The following is a 19,963-nucleotide window of genomic DNA, read 5'->3' on the forward strand; positions in this document are numbered from 1 at the left end:
TTAGCTCCTCTCTTGTATGTATCGTACAATTTCCTCCATTCGCATTCCCCTTGATCCTTTTATCAATACGATATCTTCTTTTTGTAATATGTTTTTTAATATTCCTATAGCTTCTTCATTGTTTTTACATATATATACTTTTTCTTCATCAAAGTGGTTTTCTATAGCCCCTTTTGCAATATGTTCTGCGTCTGTCCCCACCACTATGAGCATATCTATTGAATTTTTTGCTACTTCACAGCCTACATCATTATGGCCGACCTTAGCATATTCCCCCATTTCCAGCATATCTCCTAAAACTGCAATTTTCCTATTCTGCATTTTACTTAATACATTGATTGCAGCACGCATGGAATCAGGGCTTGCATTATAAGCATCATTAATCACTTTTATTTTCTCATTAGTTGTAAAAATATGAAGTCTCATTTTACTTCCTTCAAAATCTTTTATGCCTTCTTGTATAGATGCTACATCCATATTAAATTTTAATCCAATAGCAATTGCACATAATGCATTATAAATATTGTGTTCTCCTGGAACCTTTAATGTAAAAGGATATATTTGATCATTAATCTCTACATCAAAATGAATGCCCTCTTCCCCTAGGTCTTTTATATGAATTGCTTGATAATGGCAATTTTTTTCTAATCCAACAAAACATTGTTCATAATCCATAGGAGTACTTTGTAAGGTCTTTAATAGCTTATCGTCTCCATTAACAATCAACGTATTTTTCTCATTAAAATAATTTGTAATTTCCATTTTTGCTTTTAGTATATTTTCCTGTGAGCCTAAATGCTCAATATGGGATAATCCAATGTTTGTAATAACTGCAACATCCGGGTTTACAATATCTGCAAGTAAATTGATTTCACCAAATCCACTCATCCCCATTTCAAGTATTGCAATTTCGTGGTTTTTTTCAAGTTCAAAAACTGTCAAAGGGAGTCCTATATGATTATTAAGGTTTCCTTTATTTTTTAAAACATTATATTGCTTGCTCAAAACAGAATAAATAACTTCCTTTGTAGAAGTTTTTCCAGTACTACCTGTAACCCCTATAATAGGTATATGAAACTTTGATATATAGTATTTAGCAAGATCTTGTAGCGCCTTAAGTGTATCTTTCACCTTTATGATACATAATCCTTTATATCCTAATAGTTCTCCTTCACAATCTTGACTAATAAGAACAGTATTTGCTCCACTCTTAACAGCCATTTCAATAAAATTATGGCCATTAAAATTTTCACCTATAAGAGGAATAAATAGTTCATTACTTTTTATTCTTCTAGAGTCCGTTGAAATGCCATAAACCATGTCTTGGCTATCTCCTTTAATCAGTTTCCCCTTTGTAGCTTCTATGATTTCTTTTATAGCTAATTTCATAGTTACTTTTCCTCCCTCAGTATTTCCTGAGCTATTTTTCTATCATCAAAATCAATAATCTTATCTCCAAGAATTTGATAAGTTTCATGACCTTTTCCTGCAATTAAAACAATATCTTTTTGATTACTATTTTTTATTGCTTCTTTTATTGCTTCTTTTCTGTCTACTATCATTTTATATTTACAATTAGTCTTTTTTATGCCTACTTCTATATCTTTTATAATTGAATTAGGTTCTTCTGATCTCGGATTATCACTAGTAATAATACAAAAATCTGAAAGCTTTCCAGCAATTTCGCCCATCATAGGTCTTTTAACTTTATCTCGGTCTCCACCACATCCAAAAACTGTAATAATTTTTCCCTCTACAAATTCTTTTATTGTTTTTAAAGCATTTTCTAATGCATCTGGTGTATGAGAATAATCTACAATAATTGTATGATTTTTTTCATTTTGTACAGATTCAAAACGCCCGGCTACCCCTTCTATAGATTCAATGCCTTTTTTTATTTGCTCATACTCAAAACCTAAAACATAGCAAACTGCCATAGCAGCTAATGCATTATATACTGAAAACATCCCTGGTGTTGCAATCCTTATATTGCCTCTAAATTTAGGCGTAATCAATGTAAATTCTGCTCCCTTAGGAGAAATATAAATATCCTCAGCATAAATATCTGCTTTTCTTTTAATACCATATGTAATGAGTTTTGTATCTAAAAGGTTTACTTCCTTAGCAATTTCTTCTCCATATGTATCATCTATATTAATGATGTTTGCAAGGGTAGTTTGATAAAAAAGCTTTGCTTTTGCATTTTTATAATTTTCGATACTCTCATGAAAATCCAAATGGTCCCTTGTTAAATTTGTAAATACCCCTATTTTAAAATTAATTCCCTCTACTCGATCTAAAACTAATGAGTGGGAAGAAACCTCCATAGCACAAGCATTTACTTTTAAATCTTTCATTTCCTTAAACATCTTTTGAAGCTCTAAAGATTCTGGAGTCGTATTGTTTGCTTTATACTCTTTATCCAGAATTTGATGAGAGATAGTTCCTATCAATCCCGTATTCATGCCACTTTTTTCTAAAATATTTTTAATCAAATGGGTAATTGTTGTCTTTCCATTGGTTCCTGTAACCCCAACAATATCCATATTTGCTGTTGGGTTTTGAAAGAAATTAGATGAAACCTTTGCTAATGTCTTTCTACTATCTTCTACTTTTATAATAGTAACCCCTTTTATAGGTGAAATATCCTTTTGTACAATCAACACAGTTGCTCCTGTCTTGATGGCTTGATCAATATATGTATGTCCATCGGTCTTCATTCCCACCACACAGACAAAAATATAATTTTTCTCTACCTTTCTAGAATCATAAGCTATTCCTTCTACTTCTAGATCTACTTCACCCATTATGTCAACAATAGATAGATTTTTTATTAATTCTTTCAATTTCATAGTATCGCTCCCTTTATGGTTCCTTATATATATTATTGACCCTGAAAAAAAATCATAAACAAAACTCATTAAAAGGCAACTCAATTCAAAGTGAAAATCCTTCGACTTAAGTTGCCTTAATTATTTAGTTTGTTTCCATTATAACACATATTATAAGATATGATAGTTGTTCAAGTTAATTCTCATTGTCTTTTTTCAAATATAGAATAACCGTAGAACTTTCTGGAATGTTGGCTCCGGGCTTAGGAAATAAATCAACAATAATACTATCAGGATTTTCAACCTCAATTGGTTCTGTTTTATATTGTAATTTATGTTCCCCTAACACTTTCGTTGCTTCTTTTAGAGATAGATTTCTAACCTCTGGAACAACTACCTCACTTTTGGCATGCTCTTTTGCTTCTTCTTCATTGAAATTTGGCTCTACGTCTAAGTATCTTAAGGTATCTCTTATAATATCATGCACAACGGGTCCTGCATTTGTACCCCCATAGTGAACACCTTGAGGTTCATCTACAACTACTAAAACCGCAAGCTTCGGATTATCAACAGGTGCTATTCCTACAAAGGAAGCATAAACCTTTCCATTAGCATACTTTCCATTGATAACCTTTTGAGCCGTTCCTGTTTTTCCCCCTACTCTATATCCAGGAATATATGCTTTTTTACCAGACCCTTCTGTTACAACTGTTTCCATCATAAGCCTTAATTCTCTTGCTGTTTTTTCTGATAATACCTGTCGAATCATCTTAGACTCGTATCGATGAATCACATTGCCCGAATCATCTACTAGCTCTTTCACAATCCTTGGCTCCATCAATTTCCCATCATTAGCAATAGCTGCTATAGCAGCACTTAATTGCATAGGTGTAACAGAGATTCCCTGTCCAAAGGATATAGTCCCAAGTTCTACAGGGCCTACATACTTTTTATTCTGTATGATTGCACCTGTTTCCCCAGGTAAATCTATTCCTGTAGGTTTTGTAAATCCAAAAGCATCTATATATTCATACATCTTTTCAACCCCTAGTCTTTGCCCTACTTCAACAAATACGGGATTACAAGAAGCCTGCAATGCCTGTGTAAAAGTTTCAGCTCCATGAGGTCTATAATATCTCCAACATCTTAGTCTTTGTCCCGCTACCATAATATACCCTTTACAATAAAATGGTGACTCTGGTTTTACAACTCCTTCTTCTAATCCTGCAGCAGCTGTAATTAGCTTAAATGTAGACCCTGGTTCATAAGTATCACTCACTAATGAATTTCTCCACATGCTATTCCATATTTTTTGTTTTCCTTTACTATCTGCAACCTCATACTCTCTTTTTTTATTTTCATCTATTGGTATTCTAGGATTATTAGGATCATAATCAGGTTTTACTGCCATAGCCAAAACATCTCCTGTTTTTGGCTCCATTACTATAGCAAAAACTCTTTTCCCTTGTGATCTTACCAATGCATCCTCCATTGCTTTTTCCGTAAAATGTTGAATGACTTCATCAATAGTAAGAACTACATTCAATCCATTTTCTGCTTCATAATACTTTTCCGTTCCATAATGCAGTTGTCTTCCTGCTGCATCTGTATTCTTAATCCATCTTCCAGGAAGCCCACTTAAGTATTTGTTATATTCAAGTTCAATACCACTAAGCCCTTGATTATCTGTTGTGGTATGTCCTATAATATGTGCAGCAAAATTTCCAAAGGGATAATATCTTCTATTATCTTCTGCAATCCATATTCCATCTAATTTTTCTTTTCGAATAGCATCAGCCTTGTCTTTATCAATCCATTTTTTTACTTTTACTAACCCTTTATTTTGAGATAATTTTTCTTTTAATTCTTTTTCATCCATTTCTAGGATTTCAGCAAGCTTTTGGGAAGTTTCATCAAGTTTTTTAACAGATTCTGAAGAACTTTTTGCACTCTTTACTTCTGCTGGTCTTGCCCAAACGGTATTGGTACTTGCACTAATAGCTAGTTCCTTTCCTTTTCTATCATAGATAGCTCCTCTTTTTGCAGGAATTGGTATATCTCTTGTTTGCTGAATATGCGCAAGTTGTCTATATTTTTCTCCCTTTATAATCTGAATCCATCCGATTCTAAATATAAGTAAAAATAATGACGCGCTTACTAAAAACAACAAAAAAACTAATCTTTTTTTATTTGCAATAGTAGGTGTTGCCAATGTTGCTGCCCCCTTATATTTAAATCCTAATTAGTCTAATATAGAAATCACTTTATAAAATACGCTTTTGATTCCCCCTATTAGACCTTCTTTGTTTGTTTCTTCCTGTGTTTCTCCGTTCTCTTCCATCTTTGAATTAGCCACCATATTATTGCTCTCTAGTTTTATAAAGGCCATTTGAGATTTATCTGGATACTGCATTCCTAATTCTTCTCTTGCTTTTTTTTCAATAAGATCACTTCTCTTTACCCCATCCACTTGAACTTTTAGATTTTGAATATGTCCTTCTAACTGATGTATTTCCTTATTCAATCCATATATTTCATATTTTAGCTCTGATAACTTAGCATATCCTAGTAAAATAGTTATACATAAACTTCCAATCATCACAATGCTAAAAATCATTTGTACTTTGTGACTTGCCTTAATTTTAACTTTTTGTTTTGGCTTTTTTTCATTATTCCTTTTAGGCCCTTGCTGCTTAACTTCTTCTTCCATATAGTTATATTTTCTTTCTGCTACTACCAACCTTATTCACCTCTTCCCCCTTTTAGAACTTTAAACCTTTTCTGCTACTCTTAATTTCGCACTTCTAGATCTTGGGTTCATTTCTATTTCCTTATCTGATGGTATTATAGGTTTTCTGGTTATTCTTTTTAAAACTGCTTTTCCCCCACACATACATATTGGTAGTTCAGGAGGACATTTACAAGCGGTACTCAAATCTTTAAAAGTATTCTTAACAATTCTATCTTCTAAAGAATGGAAGGTAATAATAGAAATTCGACCGCCAGGGTTTAATTTTTCTGAAACATCTCTAATGGTCTGTTCAATAATTCCTAATTCATTATTTACTTCTATTCTAATTGCTTGAAAGGTTCTCTTTGCTGGATGGGGTCCATCACGTCTTGCAGCAGCTGGAATAGCACTTTTAATGATTTCAACTAATTCTCCTGTTGTATCAATGGATTTTTCATTTCTTTCTTGCACAATAAACTGTGCTATTCTCTTTGCCCATCGTTCTTCTCCGTACATTTTAATAATACGTGTAAGTTCCTCTTCACTATAACCATTTATTACATCACTGGCAGTAAAGTTTTTTGTTCGATCCATTCTCATGTCTAAAGGTGCATCTTGCATGTATGAAAATCCTCTACTTCCTTCATCCAATTGATAAGAAGATACCCCTAAATCAAGAACTACTCCATCAATAGCATCAATATTTAACTCTGTTAACACATTTTTTATATTGGAAAAATTACTATGTACAAAAATCTTTTGATTTTCATATTTTTCTAACCTTCTCTTTGCTGCATCTAATGCATCTTGGTCTTGGTCAACGCCAATGAGTAATCCATCACGCCCTAAACTTTCACATATTTTTGATGAATGCCCTCCTCCACCTAAGGTTCCATCTACATATATTCCATTGGGTTTTATATCCAGATTTTCAATTGTTTCTCCTAACAATACTGAAACATGCTCAAAATTCAAATCGCCACCTGCTTTCTTAGTTTTTAAATAGTATCTGTTTTTCTCTCATTAAATATTTAAATCCCTAGTTCAACCATTTTTTCAGCAATATCATCATAACTTAAGTCAGCAGTTTCATTATAAAGTTCCCACTGCTCCTTACTCCAAATCTCTACTCTATTAGATACTCCTATTGTTACAATATCTTTGTCAAGTTTTCCATGCTTTCTTAAATTGGTTGGAATAGTAATTCTCCCTTGTTTATCTAATTCTGATTCTGTTGCACCTGAAAAAAAGAATCTTACAAAAGCTCTTGCATCTCTACTTGTCAAAGGTAATTTTTTTAATTTATTTTCAATACTTTTCCATTCTTCTTGAGGATATACAAACAAACAATGATCAAGACCTTTTGTTACAATAAATTTTTCCCCTAAATCTTCTCGAAATTTAGAAGGAATAATCACTCTTCCTTTTGCATCAATTGTATGAAAATATTCTCCTATGAACACATTTTCACCCCATTTTAGGAAAAGGCCTCCACCATCCTCCACTTCTCACCACTTTTAAATAATTTCTATGAGTTTTTAAAAAATCCTTCTCAAAATAAATATTTTTTATTAGGTATATGCTACTATTTTTATCAATCAAAAAACCTTCAAGCCTGTACTTGAAGGTTTTTCTTAAAATTATATCATCATAGATTGTTTTTTATTTTTATAAAAAGCAATAATAAGCTTGTCTAATTCAACACTTACACTATAAATTTCCTCATAACTACATCCAAATTTAATAAGATCATTTAATTTGGTTCGTACTTTTTCTATATCGTACTTTGACATACCTACACCCCATATTCCTACCCTATATTTTGCTAATAGTTACAATTTTTAGCACGAATATATACTATTACAATTTCAAATATATGTCAACAGCATATTATGACAATACAATTACAAATTTATTACAATTTTATTTTTTCTAAAATCAGCCTTATTTTTTCTGCTTATTTCGAGTAAGTCACCTAATTTATGATTTTTTTCTTCCTATGTATATAAAAGTACTTGCTAACAAAATAGCACCTATGCTCATTAGTTGGGCTACTCTAAATGAACCAAACATCAAGCTGTCTATTCTTAATCCTTCAATAAAGAATCTTGCTGTAGAATAAAGAGCCACATACAATAAAAACAATTCTCCATGAAATTTCTTCTTTTTGTCATACCATAGCAAAAATAGGAAAACCATAAAATTCCAAATAGATTCATAAAGGAAAGTTGGATGCACTTTTACACCATCTACCACAATAGCCCATGGTAAATCTGTAGGACTTCCATAAGCTTCTTTGTTAATAAAATTTCCCCATCTTCCAATGGCTTGTCCTAAAATAATACTTGGAGCGCATATATCTGCCATTTTTCTAAATGAAATATGATGCTTCTTACAAAAGAAATATCCTACTAATACGCCTCCTATGACACCACCATGAATAGCTAACCCACCTTGTCGAATATTGATCATGCTGAGAATATCTCCCCCATAGGATTTAAAATTAAAAATCACATAATAGGTTCTTGCGCCAATGATAGCAGCAGGAATTGCAAATAATAATAAATCCAGTACCTTTTCTTCTGGTATTCCTTGTTTTTTTGCCCTTTTAATTGCAAGGATTGTCCCTAATACCATTCCTGTTGCAATGAGTATTCCATACCATCTTATTGATAGTCCAAATAATTTAAATGCTACTGGATCCAAATCAAATCACTCCTTAAAAAGTTTTGGTTGTCAGGAAACTGACAACCATTCTTTACTATTATAATAAATTTATTCATTTTATTCAAAGGATTTTGGACTAATAATAGATAATACACATCTTTCCCTATGAAAATGTTCCTTAAATCGTTTTTGTATGGTCTCAAATTCAATGTTTTTTAAATCTTCCACATAATCAAAAATATTGATCCCTTTAAAATAATAAGAGACAAAAGTAGTAGCAATAAACTCTACCGAATTGTAATAGCTTAAATGCTGTCCTATGTGCTTTTTCTTAATTCTTTCAAAATCCTCTTTGTTTAATCCTATACTTTTTAACTTTTGTATATGGGAAAGAACCGCTTCTAAAACCTTTTTAGGATTTTTAGACTCTCCTCCTAACATAGAGTATGCATAATCTTTTTCTCCTGTATATTCATTTTCAAATGTATCATTAATCAATCCTTCTTCATAAAGAGTCTTATATAAATCTGAACTCTTTCCAAATAACATATCTAGTAGTATTTTTGTACCTATATCCTTTTTTAAAAGTTCTTTAGGACTAAGGCCATTGTCTACATCTTTAAAAGCAATATTAAAAAGTGGAATAGAAACATCTAATTTTTCTTCAATAATATTTTGAACGATTTCTTCTGGCTCTTCTGGATAAATTCTCTCAATTCCTTTTTCTATTTTTTCTTGCTTTTTTTGAAGCTTTTCAATGATAGAAAAAGCTTTTGTTTGGTCCACATCCCCTACGATAAATACAATCATATTAGACGGATCATAAAAAGTGTTGTAGCACTTGTAAAGATCTTCCTTTGTTATTTTACTAATGCTTTCTACCGTTCCTGCAATATCAACCCTTACTGGATGATGATGATACATTGCCTTTAATCCATTAAAAAATACTTTCCAATTAGGATTATCTTCATACATCTTTATTTCCTGCCCTATGATTCCCTTTTCCTTTTCAACATTTTCATCTGTAAAATAGGGAGACTGTACAAAATTCATCAATACTTCAAGATTTTCATAAAATCTATCTGTAGATGAGAATAAATAGCAAGTTGAAGTGAAATTTGTATAAGCATTTACATTTGATCCTAATTCAGAAAACTTATCAAATATACTTCCCTCTGGTTCTTCAAACAATTTATGCTCTAAAAAGTGTGCAATTCCATCAGGAACCTTTGTGGCTTCACTTTCTCCTGGGATTACAAATTCACTCTCATTAGAACCATAATTTGTAGCAAAAATAGCATATTGCTTTGTATAGCCTTCCTTAGGCATAAAAAATACTTTAAGACCATTGGGTAGTTCTTTTAAAATCATTTTTTCTTTTAATAATTTGCTTTCTATGGTTTTTACAGTCATCTTATCGAACCTCCCCTTTATTTTTTAGGAAGTATATGGTGTCTAATTGCATATTCTTTCCTGCTTCAATAATTTGCTCTTTAGTCACTTTTCTAATTTTTTCAATCATGGTCTCGAGTGTATCCTCACTACCGCTTATAGCCTGTGAATAATAGAAATCTCCCAGCATATAAGGGCTATCTGTCATTCCTCGAATAGATGTAATAATAGAATTTTTAGCACTTTCTATATCTTCATTAGAAAAGTTTCCTTGATTCATCTCGCCTATTTCCTTTTCAATGAGTTTGATCCCTTTTTCATAATTTACAAATTCTATTCCAGAACCTATCATCATAAGTGATTTAAACTTTTCAACCCTTGAAAATATATAGTAGCAAAGACTTTCTTTTTCCCTAATATTTTTGAAAAACTTTGAGTTTGGTCCTCCTCCTAAAATATTAGAATACACCAATAGAGGATGATACAGTTCACTTTCAAAAGGAATATTGGTTCTATATCCAAGATTTAATTTTCCTTGATTGATATCCATCTCTTCTTCTATTTTATTTACTTGATCAGGAAAGCACTCTATTTTTTCCCTTTCTATAGATACTACATCCACTTGCTTGAACTTCAATTTTTCAGTTACTAATGTTTGTATTTCTAATTCATCAAAATCTCCTACTACACAAATATCAATAGGAGACGTACGAATAATGTTTTTATAGTGTTCATATAAAGATTCGCTGGTTACATTTTTTAAATCCTCTATATTTCCATAAGTGTACAATGAAAAATTCTCATCTTTGCACATTTCTTCAATACAACGATCATATGCATATTTCATCTTATCATTTTTTCGTCCTTCTATTCTCTCTATTAAATTGTCTTTTTCTTGGTCAACATAATCTTTTTCAAAGCAACCATTTACCATGTGTGGATCATTTATATACTCATTGAGTATTTCCATTCCCTCTGCCAATAAATTGTTATCTTCTACATATTGGTCATTAATCAGTTGCATTCTAAACTGAATAATATTTCTTTCACCTTTTTTAGCCACATCACATCCTAAAAAAGCTCCATATAATCCTTCTAATTTCTTTGATATTTCCATTGAACTTGTATATTTTTTTGTTCCTCTAGGTAATACCATAGATAATAGGGCATTTTTTGTAACCTCTTCTTTTATAAGAGGTCTTTTTAAATACACACTTACTAAAGTTGTTTTAAATTTATCTGTTTTAATAATATGTAACTTTATCTTTTTTCCAATTTCTATAGGTTTTAATCTATTTAGCAAATTTAACCCTCCTTGCATTATTTTGTATATTCTATTTATATCGCAAAATCCCCATATTGTCACTACTTATTATGGTTTATCATTTCTATTATATACATTTTTGAAATGCTAAAACCATTTAATTCCATTCTTCTACATTCATAAGCCTAATTCTAAATTCTAATTCTTCTATAACAAAATCACTTTCTCCCCAACCTTTTAGATATTTTATATCTACATCTTCTGCACCCTTAATTTTTTTAATTAATTTTTCTATTTTGTACTGATTTTCTATTTTATCTAATATATCATCCATTCCTATTAATAAAATTTTTCCAACTCCATATTGCTGAAGTTCTCTTAAATTTTTATTAATCTCAGCATCATTAAGACTTTGTTGTGTAAATTTTATCTTTCTTTCTTCGAACCCATTTTTTATCAACTCTTTTTTGATATTTTCCATAAACATTCTTCCTTGATTAACGGTTTTAGGCCCTAAATCTACATCATTCCTATTCCCCATTAAAACAATACCTATCTCATTTTTATCATCATTTTCCTTGCATACTTCTTTTATAATAGCTTTTGTAATTTTTTCACCATTCCAAAGAGGAGACATGAATTTCAACAGATTCTTACTCGTATATAAATTTTCCATTTCCAATTCGTGAACAACATATTGATAATTTATTGACTCTGTCAAAAATATAGGAGCAATGATCATCTTCTTATATTTTTCTCTTAATGCTTTTTCATAAATAACATCCTTATAATATGGTTTATTATTTAAATAGGAAACATAAATATCATAGCCATGATCTAAATGATCAGAAAGCTTTTGCCCAATTCTTCTACTTATATCATTGTATTTGCTGATTCCTACATTTTCATAGACTCTTTTATATTGATATAATCTAAGGGGCAAAAATATATTCTCCTTTAAGGAATGTTTTCTATTCATATTCTTTAAAAGAATAGGTATATCATACCTTTCAGGTTCTCCATCATATACCAAAAATACAGCTGTATTTTCATTTGTCTCTGTATAAATAGACTCTTTTTTCCCTTCATTTTTATATTCAAAAAAAAACAAAACATGACTACATATTAAAAAACCTACAATCATTCCACATATTCCTGTACAAAATTGTACAAAGTTTACTTTTTTTATATTTTTAATAAATATACAAACAAATATGGTTAAAATAACAATAGAAAGTCTCTCAAGAAATCCAAAGCTCACTAAATAACATATGATAAATATAGAAAACACAATAGCAAAAATCAGTGCTTTCATATTCTTTATAATCTTCATAAAGCCCCACCCCCTAATTTATTTTATTGATATATCCTACTAAATATGAAAAAAGAACTAGTTGCGTCTTTCTTTTTATTGAACTACTCGTACTTATCAGTTATAATTTAATTTGTATGAAAATCACATAGATCGTTTGAAAGGAAGAGTTACAAATGAAATTAGGTATCGTCGGTTTACCAAACGTAGGTAAAAGTACATTATTTAACGCTATTACTAAAGCTGGTGCTGAATCAGCAAACTATCCATTCTGTACCATCGAACCAAATGTTGGGGTCGTTTCCGTTCCTGATAAAAGACTAGACGTGTTGAGAGAGATGTATGATTCAAAAAAAGTACTTCCTACTGCTATTGAATTCTATGATATAGCAGGACTTGTAAAAGGAGCTAGTAAAGGAGAAGGACTTGGAAATAAATTCTTAGGAAATATCCGTGAAGTTGCTGCAATCGTTCACGTAGTAAGATGCTTTGAAGATGAAAATGTAGTCCACGTAGAAGGAAGCGTAGGACCTCTAAGAGATATTGAAACCATTAATCTTGAATTAATATTCTCTGATCTTGAACTCATTGACAGAAGAATCCAAAAAACTAGAAAAATGTTAAAGGGCGATAAATCTCTTCAAAAAGAGCTTGATTTATTAGAAAAAGTCAAAGAAACCCTTGAAGAAGGAAAATCTGCAAGAACCCTTGATTTAACAGAAGATGAAGAAAAAATGGTACAAGAGTATACTTTATTATCCTTCAAACCAATTATTTATGTTGCCAATGTATCTGAAGATGATTTACTAGATCCAACAGATAACAACATGGTAGCACAAGTAAGAGAACATGCTAAAACTGAGAATGCAGAGGTTGTTGTCATCTGCGCAAAAATCGAATCTGAAATTTCAGAACTTGAAGATGAAGAAAAAGAACAGTTCCTAAGCGAGCTTGGTCTCGAAGAATCTGGTCTTGATAAATTAATCAAAGCAGGATACAGATTACTTGGTCTTATGAGTTTCTTAACTGCAGGTCCACAAGAAGTAAGAGCATGGACCATAAAAATTGGCACCAAAGCACCACAAGCTGCTGGAAAAATCCATACAGACTTTGAAAAAGGATTTATCCGTGCAGAAACTATTAGTTATGATGATTTAGTAACTTCTGGTAGTATGGCTGCTGCGAAAGAAAAAGGACTTGTACGACTTGAAGGAAAAGAGTATGTTGTAAAAGATGGAGATGTTATATTATTTAGATTTAATGTGTAAATTGAATATATTTCTTTAAGACATAGAAAAACCTGATAGCACTTTATCAGGTTTTTTGATTTATTTTACTCAACTACACTAAAATCTATTTTATTTTTCCCTATATCTTTAGATTAATCTCTTCTATATTCTTCCAACATTTTTTTAATTTTTACTCCACATCTTTTACCACCACAACCGCCAGAGCCTACTGCTGTTTTTTTATTTACCTCTTCAACAGCTCTCGCGCCTGCTTCAATAGCTTCTATGATTTTAGTCTTCTAACTCAACATATATCCTCTTATTAATTTTTCCTTTACTTTTGTAATTTACAATCTTCATCTTTCCAACCTCACTAGTATTATTCACATGGGTTCCTCCATCTGCTTGAAGGTCTAATCCTTCAATTTCAATGGTTCTGATTTCATTAATTCCTTCTGGTAAAAGATTTATTTTTGTTCTTATTAAATCTGGAATCTTAAAAGCCTCCTCTCTTTTAAGGATATTTACTTTTATATTTCTTTTATTTCCTACTTCTTTATTTACCTTTTCTTCTATCTCTTGAATTAAAGCCTTATCAAAATTTTCAAATTCAAAATCCATTCTTCCTTTAAGGGGATCCATATTTCCTCCTGTTACTTGTGCTTTATAATCTCTCCATACAACACCACATAAAATATGCATTGCCGTATGGGTTCTCATAAGTTTATATCTATACTCCCAGTCAAGTTTTCCTTTACAACTCTCCTTTATTTTAGGTAGTGCTCCATCTATATAATGATAGATTTTTTCTCCTTTTTTCTTTACTTTTTTAACGGGATAAGTTGCATCTCCTATAAGAATCCCTTTGTCACAAAGCTGTCCTCCTCCACCTGGGAAAAATGCTGTTTTATCCAAAACTACTGCATTTTCAGCCTCATCAATATCTATAATCGTACAATCAAACTCCTTTACATAACTATCCTTTTGAAAGATTAATTCACTCATTATAATTCCTCCCTATTGTTTATTTAAACTTTTCAAATTCTTCATCAGTAAATCCAAAATATTCTTTTCTAATATGATCTGCATAAGTTTCAAATTCTTTTCTTTCCTCTTCTCCTAATTTTTTAGAATAAAGATTTACCATTAAATCATGGACAATATAATCCTCACTCATTTCCACGAAACCCGTATCCTTTGTCCACGTAACTTGACTTTCCTCTTCTCTTGATATGATTCCTGATACTACATGAATCCCATCAATGGTGATAGTCATATATCGTTCACTTTTTTCTGATAAGTATCTTTCTATCCTTCTATGAGTAACAATCTCTTTGTAAGGATTGTTTTTCCCAAAGTATATCCCTTTTAGCATAACCCCTCTACTAAGTGCTTCATTTAGCCCTTTTGAAAGATCGTTTATTTCTTCTTCCCATATAGAAACAGCTATTCTTTTTTTTGCATCAGAAATCAATATATTGATAAACTCAATAATTTTATTTCTGCCTTTAATCACTACCAATTTATTATCCTTTTGTTGCTCAGAATAAACTTTCTTTGTATACGTATCCACATGCTCTAATATGTTCTCAAAATTGTTTTTGAGTTTATTTAATAGTAACTTAGGATCAATAGGATAATAAAGGGTTGTTTTGCCTTCAACTTCTTCAAATACCATCTGCTTATTTTTTAAACTATCTAACACTTCATAAATTCTTGATCTTGGAATACGGGAATTTTTACTCAAAGCATATCCATTCACAGGATATTCCTCTAAAAGCTTTAAATATGCCTTTACTTCATATTCACTTAATCCTAATTTCTTCATGTCCTCAATAATCAATACTTCATTACTCATAGCTTCACCTCTTATGATTTGATTAAAATCCTAACGCTTCATTCATTATATAACAAATCCATTTTTCATCAAAAGCATTAGAAAAGTCACTACTATAGATCCTAATACAGGTATGATTATTCCCCCCTTATACCAAGCGTAAACAAAAGCAAATCCCATTCCTAATAATGAAGCATGTGGCATTTCTGGTGTTGCAGAAAATACCCCTGGAATAATCAATGCACCTAAAGCTGTATAAGGAATATACTGTAAAAACTGATCTAGTTTATCTGGTAATTTTTTCCCAGATACCATGACAAAAGGAATTAATCTTGGTATATAAGTTACGAACATCATTCCCAAAATAAGTAAAATCCGATTATTCATATGCTTTCTCCTCCTTTTCTTTAAAAAAATATACCCCTAGAAAAGATACTAAAATTATTGATATAACAATACTCCATCCTTGAGGTAAAGCAAAGAAAGTCTTACATACACTATTTACAATCCCTGATAGACATGCTAAAATTGCAGCCTTAGTAGATTTTTTTACCTCAGGTATCAAAATGGCAGCAAACATAGCATACAAAGCTACACCCATACTATTTTTCACAACCGCTGGCAATACTGATCCTACTAAATATCCAAGGCCTGTTCCACCAACCCATGACAAATAGGCTACAAATTCTAAAGATAACATATATTCTTTCGTTAGTATTCCTTCCTTAAAGGATGCAACAGAAAAAATCTCATCTGTTATACCAAATGCAATAAAAGGACTCCATCTTTTCATATCTTTTGTCATCCTTGTTGCAAGGGAAGCTCCCATTAAAAAATGTCTAAAATTTACTAGCAATGTAGTTAATACAATTTCCCCTATTCCAGCTCCTACAAGTAATAAATTCAACGCTATAAACTGACTTGCCCCTGCAAATACTAAAACAGAAAATAATATACTATGGATCATTGTAATCCCAGTAGTTTTTGATAATATTCCAAATGCCATTGCTATAGGTACAAAACCAATAACGATTGGTAACCCATCAAATACTCCATCCTTAAAGCTATATTTGATTTTGCAATCACTTATCATAATGAACCCTCCTTTTATCAGTAGATTTTCTAGTAGTTACTCAATCAACCACTACACTTAGTAACTATTATAGTAACTACCAACATGATTGTCAATATGATTTTCATATGATCCAACCTTTTTTTGTATTTTCCCCTATATCATAAATGATCATCCTCATACAAAAAAGTCATATAACTTAGGCATTTGCCTAACTTACATGACTTTTTATATTTTTTAATGACCTTTATGCTTTTCTTTTTTCTTCTGTTGTCTTAATTCAAATTTTCTTCTTTGCTCCTCTTCTTTCTTTTCTTTAGATTTCTTTTTTCTTGCTACTTTGTTCTCTTCATGTTGAAGTTTTATTGCAAGTTGAGCCTTTGTTCCAATACCTTTATCTTTAGTCTCTTCTCTAATTTTTCTTTGAAGCCTCTTGGGATTTATTTTCTTATCCTTTTTATTTTTGGCGTGAATAGCATTAGTAAATCTTATATGATTAAATTTTTTTAATATTACATCATACACCTCATAATCCTTAGGTTCTGGACCAAATATAATTCGTGAAACCTCATATCTTCCATCATAAGTTCTTTCAAATATACCAACCCAGAAAGGTTCTTCAAATAAAACGGTAAGTTTACTGGTTATTTTCATTTTAAATACCTCCTGATTCATGATTCTCTAATAGAGAATGGACAACCCCAGGAGGGAAGGTTACTGCTATCTATTTGTGATAGATAGGTTCGGACTACCAACCGAAACTGTGTTTTTATCTCTACAATCGATTATATAAGTTTATTCATGATCATAAGCTTCTAACGCTTTCGGAAGACTTGATGTTACAACATTTCCTACTGCTGGTAAGCCTACTAATACAGCACTTATAATTTCTTCCCTACTTGCACCATTTGCCTTTGCACTTTTTACATGAAAGGGGATCCCACTTTCTAATCTAGCTGCTGCTAAAACTGCTATGTACGCAAGTTCTTCTGTTTTTTTATCAAGTGCACTTCCCTTATCTAATTTTTGTACTGCTTCCATCCATGCTTTTGCATGGTTTGGTGCTTCATTTATGAAAGTTTGGAATGCATTACTAACTAAATGATTCATCCTCTAAACATCTCCTTTTTCATTCCTTTATTGATCTAATATTCTTTAAGTAAAAGGATTACCCTTAAATATTTACTATAACATTTCTCACACATATTCAATCTCCATAGCTATTCTATATTTAGAATAGCTATTCAAAAAAATTTTCCTTTATAAAATTCTCCATCCATACTTTTTCAGCATCTATACATACTATAGGTCTTTCAAATAATGCTTTTATATGAGGCCTTTCATTGGCTGTAGGATGCTGATGATATTTTTCAAGAATGAATTTTCTTCTTTTTATTAGATTTTCTTTACGATGCATTAATGCTCTATAAAATTCTTCTTTTGAAATTAAATAAGAAAATGCCATCCCTATATCAAATTTACTGGCATCAGAAGTATATTCACTTAATATTTTTATAATCTGTTTTTTTACAATTACTTTTGTTTCATCCTTTATAAAATATACTTTTCTTTTAGGAGAGCCATATTCTTTTTCATATCTTGAATTGATAAGACCTTTCTTTTCAAGTTTGTTGAAAGAATTATAAATAGAAGAAAATCCTATATTGGTCCACTCTCTCATATTTCTTTGTTCTATAATCCTTTCAACTTCATATCCATAATAATCTTTATCATATAAAAGAGCTAATAAAATAATTTCAATTTCTGTCATATTTCACCTCCTCTATTCTAATATTAGAATAGCATTGTAATCCTTATTTGTAAATAATTTTAGATAAATTAGTTATTATTTCATCCCCCTATTCTTTCTCCGTTTCATATGGCCAATCTATAATCCCACCCAAATCAAACACATTGGTATAGCCCTTCTCTATTAATTTTTCTGATGCAATACGACTTCTTCTACCACTTCTACAATATACAAATATTGTAGCATTTTTATCAGGTATTTTTTCTTCTACCTTTTCTTCTAAATCATCTACAGCGATTTGTATGCTATTTGGAATATGTTTTTCTTTATATTCTTCTTTGGTTCTTACATCTAGTAGAATAATACCTTCTTCTTTTTCAATCCTATCTTTTGCATCTGCTGGAGTTATAGTTTGATAAGATGTATCTTGGATACTAACTTTTTCATTTTCACTTTTGATCTCTCCATTTCCTTGACAAGCCATTAAAATTACAGTAATCAGCAAAAGAATGGCTACTGTAATCCATCGTTTATTTTTATCTAACATTGTATGCTTCCTCTCTTTCTGTATTTAATCATTTCTATCTATACCTATTATACCCTTGAATTTACGTATATCCTCTACCAATTTTTACACATCCTTATACCTTTATCTATTTTATAGATGGTATTTTCCCAATTTATTTTATTCTTTTACCTGTACCTTATAGTCTATCAATTGAAGATTATATTGCCGAATCAATTGTATCAATAACTCCGCATATATTCTTTCACCATTTTCATTTTCTTTCGTACTATAACCTGCATTTTCCAAAGCTTGAGCTTGTTCTACATAATAGGATGCATTAAAAACTCCATTTTTTCTATATCTTTTATTTTCATAAATAAATTTACTATGATCCTTTAAAGATTCACCAATATTTTCATACACTCTAAAATCAGAGTTTGTATCCTTGTTATAGTATTCTACTGTTTTCATTTTAATTTGTTCCCCATTCCAGCTCTTATCTGCTTTTATCCCAAACAAATTATTTGCTTTTTTACTTAATTCTGATTTCCCCCAACCAGATTCTAAAATAGCTTGTGCAATAGTAATAGAAGGAAAAATTCCATATTCATCATATCGTTCTATAGCTTCATCCGAAATTTCATTGATAAATTTTATATAAGGAGAATCTTTCCGTAATCTACTATTCATGAGTCCTACATATTGTAAATCCTTCAAATACTTATATATCCTTTCTTCTTCCTTTTCTTTAAGTCCTAATTGTTCTAAAACATCTTCTAAACTTCTTACTTTATATTTTCTATCATTATCATATACTATAAACATATTTGCTAAATTCTTGAAAGTATCTTCATTTACTTTTGAAAAGTCATTTTTAAATCTTACACCATCAATAGCAGCAAAATATTTCCAATTAAGTTGTACTTTCCCCTTTCCCTGTTCATCCACATTTTGAATATAATCCCTTACGCTTAATTCTTTTAAATTAATATGATCATTCTTATCTTTTATGTAAAGTATAGTATTTACAATCATCACTAGAAAAAGCAATGTCATTATCATTTTCACTATACGTTTTATAAAACGTCTTTTTTTCCGTCTTCGCCTTCTTTTCATCTTAAATATCTCCTTAAATCTTCTATTCAAAGCCTTGTATCCTCTTTTTCCCTTACAAAAAATTTTGATGCTATGTATTATAAATAAAATGAACGACAAGCATTTTGTATATTCCAAAATCCCTTGCCGAATTACTATCATTATACTTTTTAAAATTGTTTTTTTTAATCGATTTATCTTACATTTTTAGATAAAATTCTTACATTTTTGTAAGGTTCTAACCTTTTTCATTATCTATAAAGGATTTAATCATT

22 protein-coding genes are annotated in these 19,963 nt (G+C 30.7%); 1 reads left to right on the forward strand and 21 read right to left on the reverse strand.

What is annotated here, in order from left to right:
* The 11 genes from K7H06_RS09810 to K7H06_RS09860 form a co-directional block, all read right to left on the reverse strand.
* Positions 1-1,389 carry a UDP-N-acetylmuramoyl-tripeptide--D-alanyl-D-alanine ligase gene (locus tag K7H06_RS09810; RefSeq protein WP_223039687.1) on the reverse strand — a complete coding sequence of 463 codons (1,389 nt, stop codon included), beginning with the start codon at positions 1,387-1,389 and terminating at the stop codon, positions 1-3.
* 2 nt (positions 1,390-1,391) lie between these two features.
* The gene (locus K7H06_RS09815; RefSeq protein WP_223039688.1) at positions 1,392-2,852 is read right to left on the reverse strand and encodes a UDP-N-acetylmuramoyl-L-alanyl-D-glutamate--2,6-diaminopimelate ligase; all 1,461 of its coding nucleotides are present in this window, start codon (positions 2,850-2,852) and stop codon (positions 1,392-1,394) included.
* Positions 2,853-3,027: 175 nt separating this feature from the next.
* Positions 3,028-5,043: a stage V sporulation protein D gene (locus K7H06_RS09820; protein ID WP_223039689.1), complete on the reverse strand. Its 2,016-nt coding sequence runs from the start codon at positions 5,041-5,043 to the stop codon at positions 3,028-3,030.
* 30 nt (positions 5,044-5,073) lie between these two features.
* The gene (locus tag K7H06_RS09825) at positions 5,074-5,571 is read right to left on the reverse strand and encodes a septum formation initiator family protein (RefSeq protein ID WP_223039690.1); all 498 of its coding nucleotides are present in this window, start codon (positions 5,569-5,571) and stop codon (positions 5,074-5,076) included.
* Between the two features lie 30 nt (positions 5,572-5,601).
* The gene (gene rsmH / locus K7H06_RS09830; RefSeq protein WP_223039691.1) at positions 5,602-6,537 is read right to left on the reverse strand and encodes a 16S rRNA (cytosine(1402)-N(4))-methyltransferase RsmH; all 936 of its coding nucleotides are present in this window, start codon (positions 6,535-6,537) and stop codon (positions 5,602-5,604) included.
* A 56-nt stretch (positions 6,538-6,593) separates the two neighbouring features.
* Complete coding sequence (gene mraZ, locus K7H06_RS09835; protein ID WP_223039692.1) at positions 6,594-7,025, reverse strand: division/cell wall cluster transcriptional repressor MraZ; 432 nt, start codon at positions 7,023-7,025, stop codon at positions 6,594-6,596.
* Positions 7,026-7,202: 177 nt separating this feature from the next.
* On the reverse strand, positions 7,203-7,355 hold the full coding sequence (locus K7H06_RS09840; RefSeq protein ID WP_223039693.1) for an aspartyl-phosphate phosphatase Spo0E family protein: 153 nt from the start codon (positions 7,353-7,355) through the stop codon (positions 7,203-7,205).
* A gap of 187 nt (positions 7,356-7,542) precedes the next feature.
* Positions 7,543-8,268, reverse strand: coding sequence for a prolipoprotein diacylglyceryl transferase (gene lgt / locus K7H06_RS09845; RefSeq protein WP_223039694.1), 726 nt, complete (start codon positions 8,266-8,268; stop codon positions 7,543-7,545).
* 78 nt (positions 8,269-8,346) lie between these two features.
* Positions 8,347-9,642 carry an EF-P 5-aminopentanol modification-associated protein YfmH gene (gene yfmH, locus K7H06_RS09850; RefSeq protein WP_223039695.1) on the reverse strand — a complete coding sequence of 432 codons (1,296 nt, stop codon included), beginning with the start codon at positions 9,640-9,642 and terminating at the stop codon, positions 8,347-8,349.
* A gap of 1 nt (position 9,643) precedes the next feature.
* Positions 9,644-10,924 carry an EF-P 5-aminopentanol modification-associated protein YfmF gene (gene yfmF / locus K7H06_RS09855; RefSeq protein WP_223039696.1) on the reverse strand — a complete coding sequence of 427 codons (1,281 nt, stop codon included), beginning with the start codon at positions 10,922-10,924 and terminating at the stop codon, positions 9,644-9,646.
* A gap of 118 nt (positions 10,925-11,042) precedes the next feature.
* Positions 11,043-12,218, reverse strand: coding sequence for a hypothetical protein (locus K7H06_RS09860; protein ID WP_223039697.1), 1,176 nt, complete (start codon positions 12,216-12,218; stop codon positions 11,043-11,045).
* A gap of 155 nt (positions 12,219-12,373) precedes the next feature.
* Between K7H06_RS09860 and ychF the strand changes: the two genes are divergently transcribed.
* The gene (ychF, locus tag K7H06_RS09865; protein WP_223039698.1) at positions 12,374-13,465 is read left to right on the forward strand and encodes a redox-regulated ATPase YchF; all 1,092 of its coding nucleotides are present in this window, start codon (positions 12,374-12,376) and stop codon (positions 13,463-13,465) included.
* Between the two features lie 113 nt (positions 13,466-13,578).
* Here the strand turns inward: ychF and K7H06_RS21535 are convergent, their stop codons facing one another.
* The 10 genes from K7H06_RS21535 to K7H06_RS09915 all read right to left on the reverse strand — a co-directional run bounded on the left by K7H06_RS21535 (position 13,579) and on the right by K7H06_RS09915 (position 19,709).
* Entirely contained in the window at positions 13,579-13,716 is a 138-nt protein-coding gene (locus K7H06_RS21535) for a (2Fe-2S)-binding protein (RefSeq protein WP_223039993.1), read from the reverse strand.
* A gap of 1 nt (position 13,717) precedes the next feature.
* Complete coding sequence (locus tag K7H06_RS09875) at positions 13,718-14,431, reverse strand: alanyl-tRNA editing protein (protein ID WP_223039699.1); 714 nt, start codon at positions 14,429-14,431, stop codon at positions 13,718-13,720.
* A gap of 19 nt (positions 14,432-14,450) precedes the next feature.
* A complete protein-coding gene (locus K7H06_RS09880) occupies positions 14,451-15,284 on the reverse strand; it encodes a TrmB family transcriptional regulator (RefSeq protein ID WP_223039700.1) in 834 nt (277 codons plus the stop codon).
* A 45-nt stretch (positions 15,285-15,329) separates the two neighbouring features.
* Positions 15,330-15,650: an AzlD domain-containing protein gene (locus K7H06_RS09885; RefSeq protein ID WP_223039701.1), complete on the reverse strand. Its 321-nt coding sequence runs from the start codon at positions 15,648-15,650 to the stop codon at positions 15,330-15,332.
* A complete protein-coding gene (locus K7H06_RS09890; protein WP_223039702.1) occupies positions 15,643-16,356 on the reverse strand; it encodes an AzlC family ABC transporter permease in 714 nt (237 codons plus the stop codon). The genes K7H06_RS09885 and K7H06_RS09890 overlap by 8 nt, the downstream gene beginning before the upstream one ends.
* Positions 16,357-16,572: 216 nt before the next feature.
* On the reverse strand, positions 16,573-16,989 hold the full coding sequence (locus K7H06_RS09895; protein WP_223039703.1) for a YjdF family protein: 417 nt from the start codon (positions 16,987-16,989) through the stop codon (positions 16,573-16,575).
* 141 nt (positions 16,990-17,130) lie between these two features.
* Positions 17,131-17,445, reverse strand: a complete 315-nt coding sequence (locus tag K7H06_RS09900; protein ID WP_223039704.1) for a carboxymuconolactone decarboxylase family protein — start codon at positions 17,443-17,445, stop codon at positions 17,131-17,133.
* A 130-nt stretch (positions 17,446-17,575) separates the two neighbouring features.
* Positions 17,576-18,106, reverse strand: a complete 531-nt coding sequence (locus K7H06_RS09905; protein WP_223039705.1) for a PadR family transcriptional regulator — start codon at positions 18,104-18,106, stop codon at positions 17,576-17,578.
* A gap of 88 nt (positions 18,107-18,194) precedes the next feature.
* Positions 18,195-18,632, reverse strand: a complete 438-nt coding sequence (locus tag K7H06_RS09910) for a rhodanese-like domain-containing protein (protein WP_246637677.1) — start codon at positions 18,630-18,632, stop codon at positions 18,195-18,197.
* A gap of 138 nt (positions 18,633-18,770) precedes the next feature.
* Entirely contained in the window at positions 18,771-19,709 is a 939-nt protein-coding gene (locus K7H06_RS09915; protein ID WP_246637678.1) for a glycoside hydrolase family 73 protein, read from the reverse strand.
* Positions 19,710-19,963: the final 254 nt, after the last annotated feature.

It is taken from the genome of Crassaminicella profunda, from assembly GCF_019884785.1.
Lineage (GTDB): Bacteria > Bacillota > Clostridia > Peptostreptococcales > Thermotaleaceae > Crassaminicella > Crassaminicella profunda.

Bases quoted from the DNA above. Each gene is read 5' to 3' on its own strand.
- K7H06_RS09895 (WP_223039703.1), bottom strand. From the start codon at position 16,989: ATGAAAATAACCAGTAAACTTACCGTTTTATTTGAAGAACCTTTCTGG.
- K7H06_RS09815 (WP_223039688.1), bottom strand. From the start codon at position 2,852: ATGAAATTGAAAGAATTAATAAAAAATCTATCTATTGTTGACATAATG.
- K7H06_RS09880 (WP_223039700.1), bottom strand. From the start codon at position 15,284: ATGAGTAATGAAGTATTGATTATTGAGGACATGAAGAAATTAGGATTA.
- ychF (WP_223039698.1), top strand. From the start codon at position 12,374: ATGAAATTAGGTATCGTCGGTTTACCAAACGTAGGTAAAAGTACATTA.
- K7H06_RS09840 (WP_223039693.1), bottom strand. From the start codon at position 7,355: ATGTCAAAGTACGATATAGAAAAAGTACGAACCAAATTAAATGATCTT.
- K7H06_RS09860 (WP_223039697.1), bottom strand. From the start codon at position 12,218: ATGAAGATTATAAAGAATATGAAAGCACTGATTTTTGCTATTGTGTTT.
- K7H06_RS09885 (WP_223039701.1), bottom strand. From the start codon at position 15,650: ATGAATAATCGGATTTTACTTATTTTGGGAATGATGTTCGTAACTTAT.
- K7H06_RS09875 (WP_223039699.1), bottom strand. From the start codon at position 14,431: ATGAGTGAATTAATCTTTCAAAAGGATAGTTATGTAAAGGAGTTTGAT.
- K7H06_RS09890 (WP_223039702.1), bottom strand. From the start codon at position 16,356: ATGATAAGTGATTGCAAAATCAAATATAGCTTTAAGGATGGAGTATTT.
- K7H06_RS09810 (WP_223039687.1), bottom strand. From the start codon at position 1,389: ATGAAATTAGCTATAAAAGAAATCATAGAAGCTACAAAGGGGAAACTG.
- K7H06_RS09915 (WP_246637678.1), bottom strand. From the start codon at position 19,709: ATGAAAAGAAGGCGAAGACGGAAAAAAAGACGTTTTATAAAACGTATA.
- K7H06_RS09910 (WP_246637677.1), bottom strand. From the start codon at position 18,632: ATGTTAGATAAAAATAAACGATGGATTACAGTAGCCATTCTTTTGCTG.
- yfmH (WP_223039695.1), bottom strand. From the start codon at position 9,642: ATGACTGTAAAAACCATAGAAAGCAAATTATTAAAAGAAAAAATGATT.
- K7H06_RS09900 (WP_223039704.1), bottom strand. From the start codon at position 17,445: ATGAATCATTTAGTTAGTAATGCATTCCAAACTTTCATAAATGAAGCA.
- K7H06_RS09905 (WP_223039705.1), bottom strand. From the start codon at position 18,106: ATGACAGAAATTGAAATTATTTTATTAGCTCTTTTATATGATAAAGAT.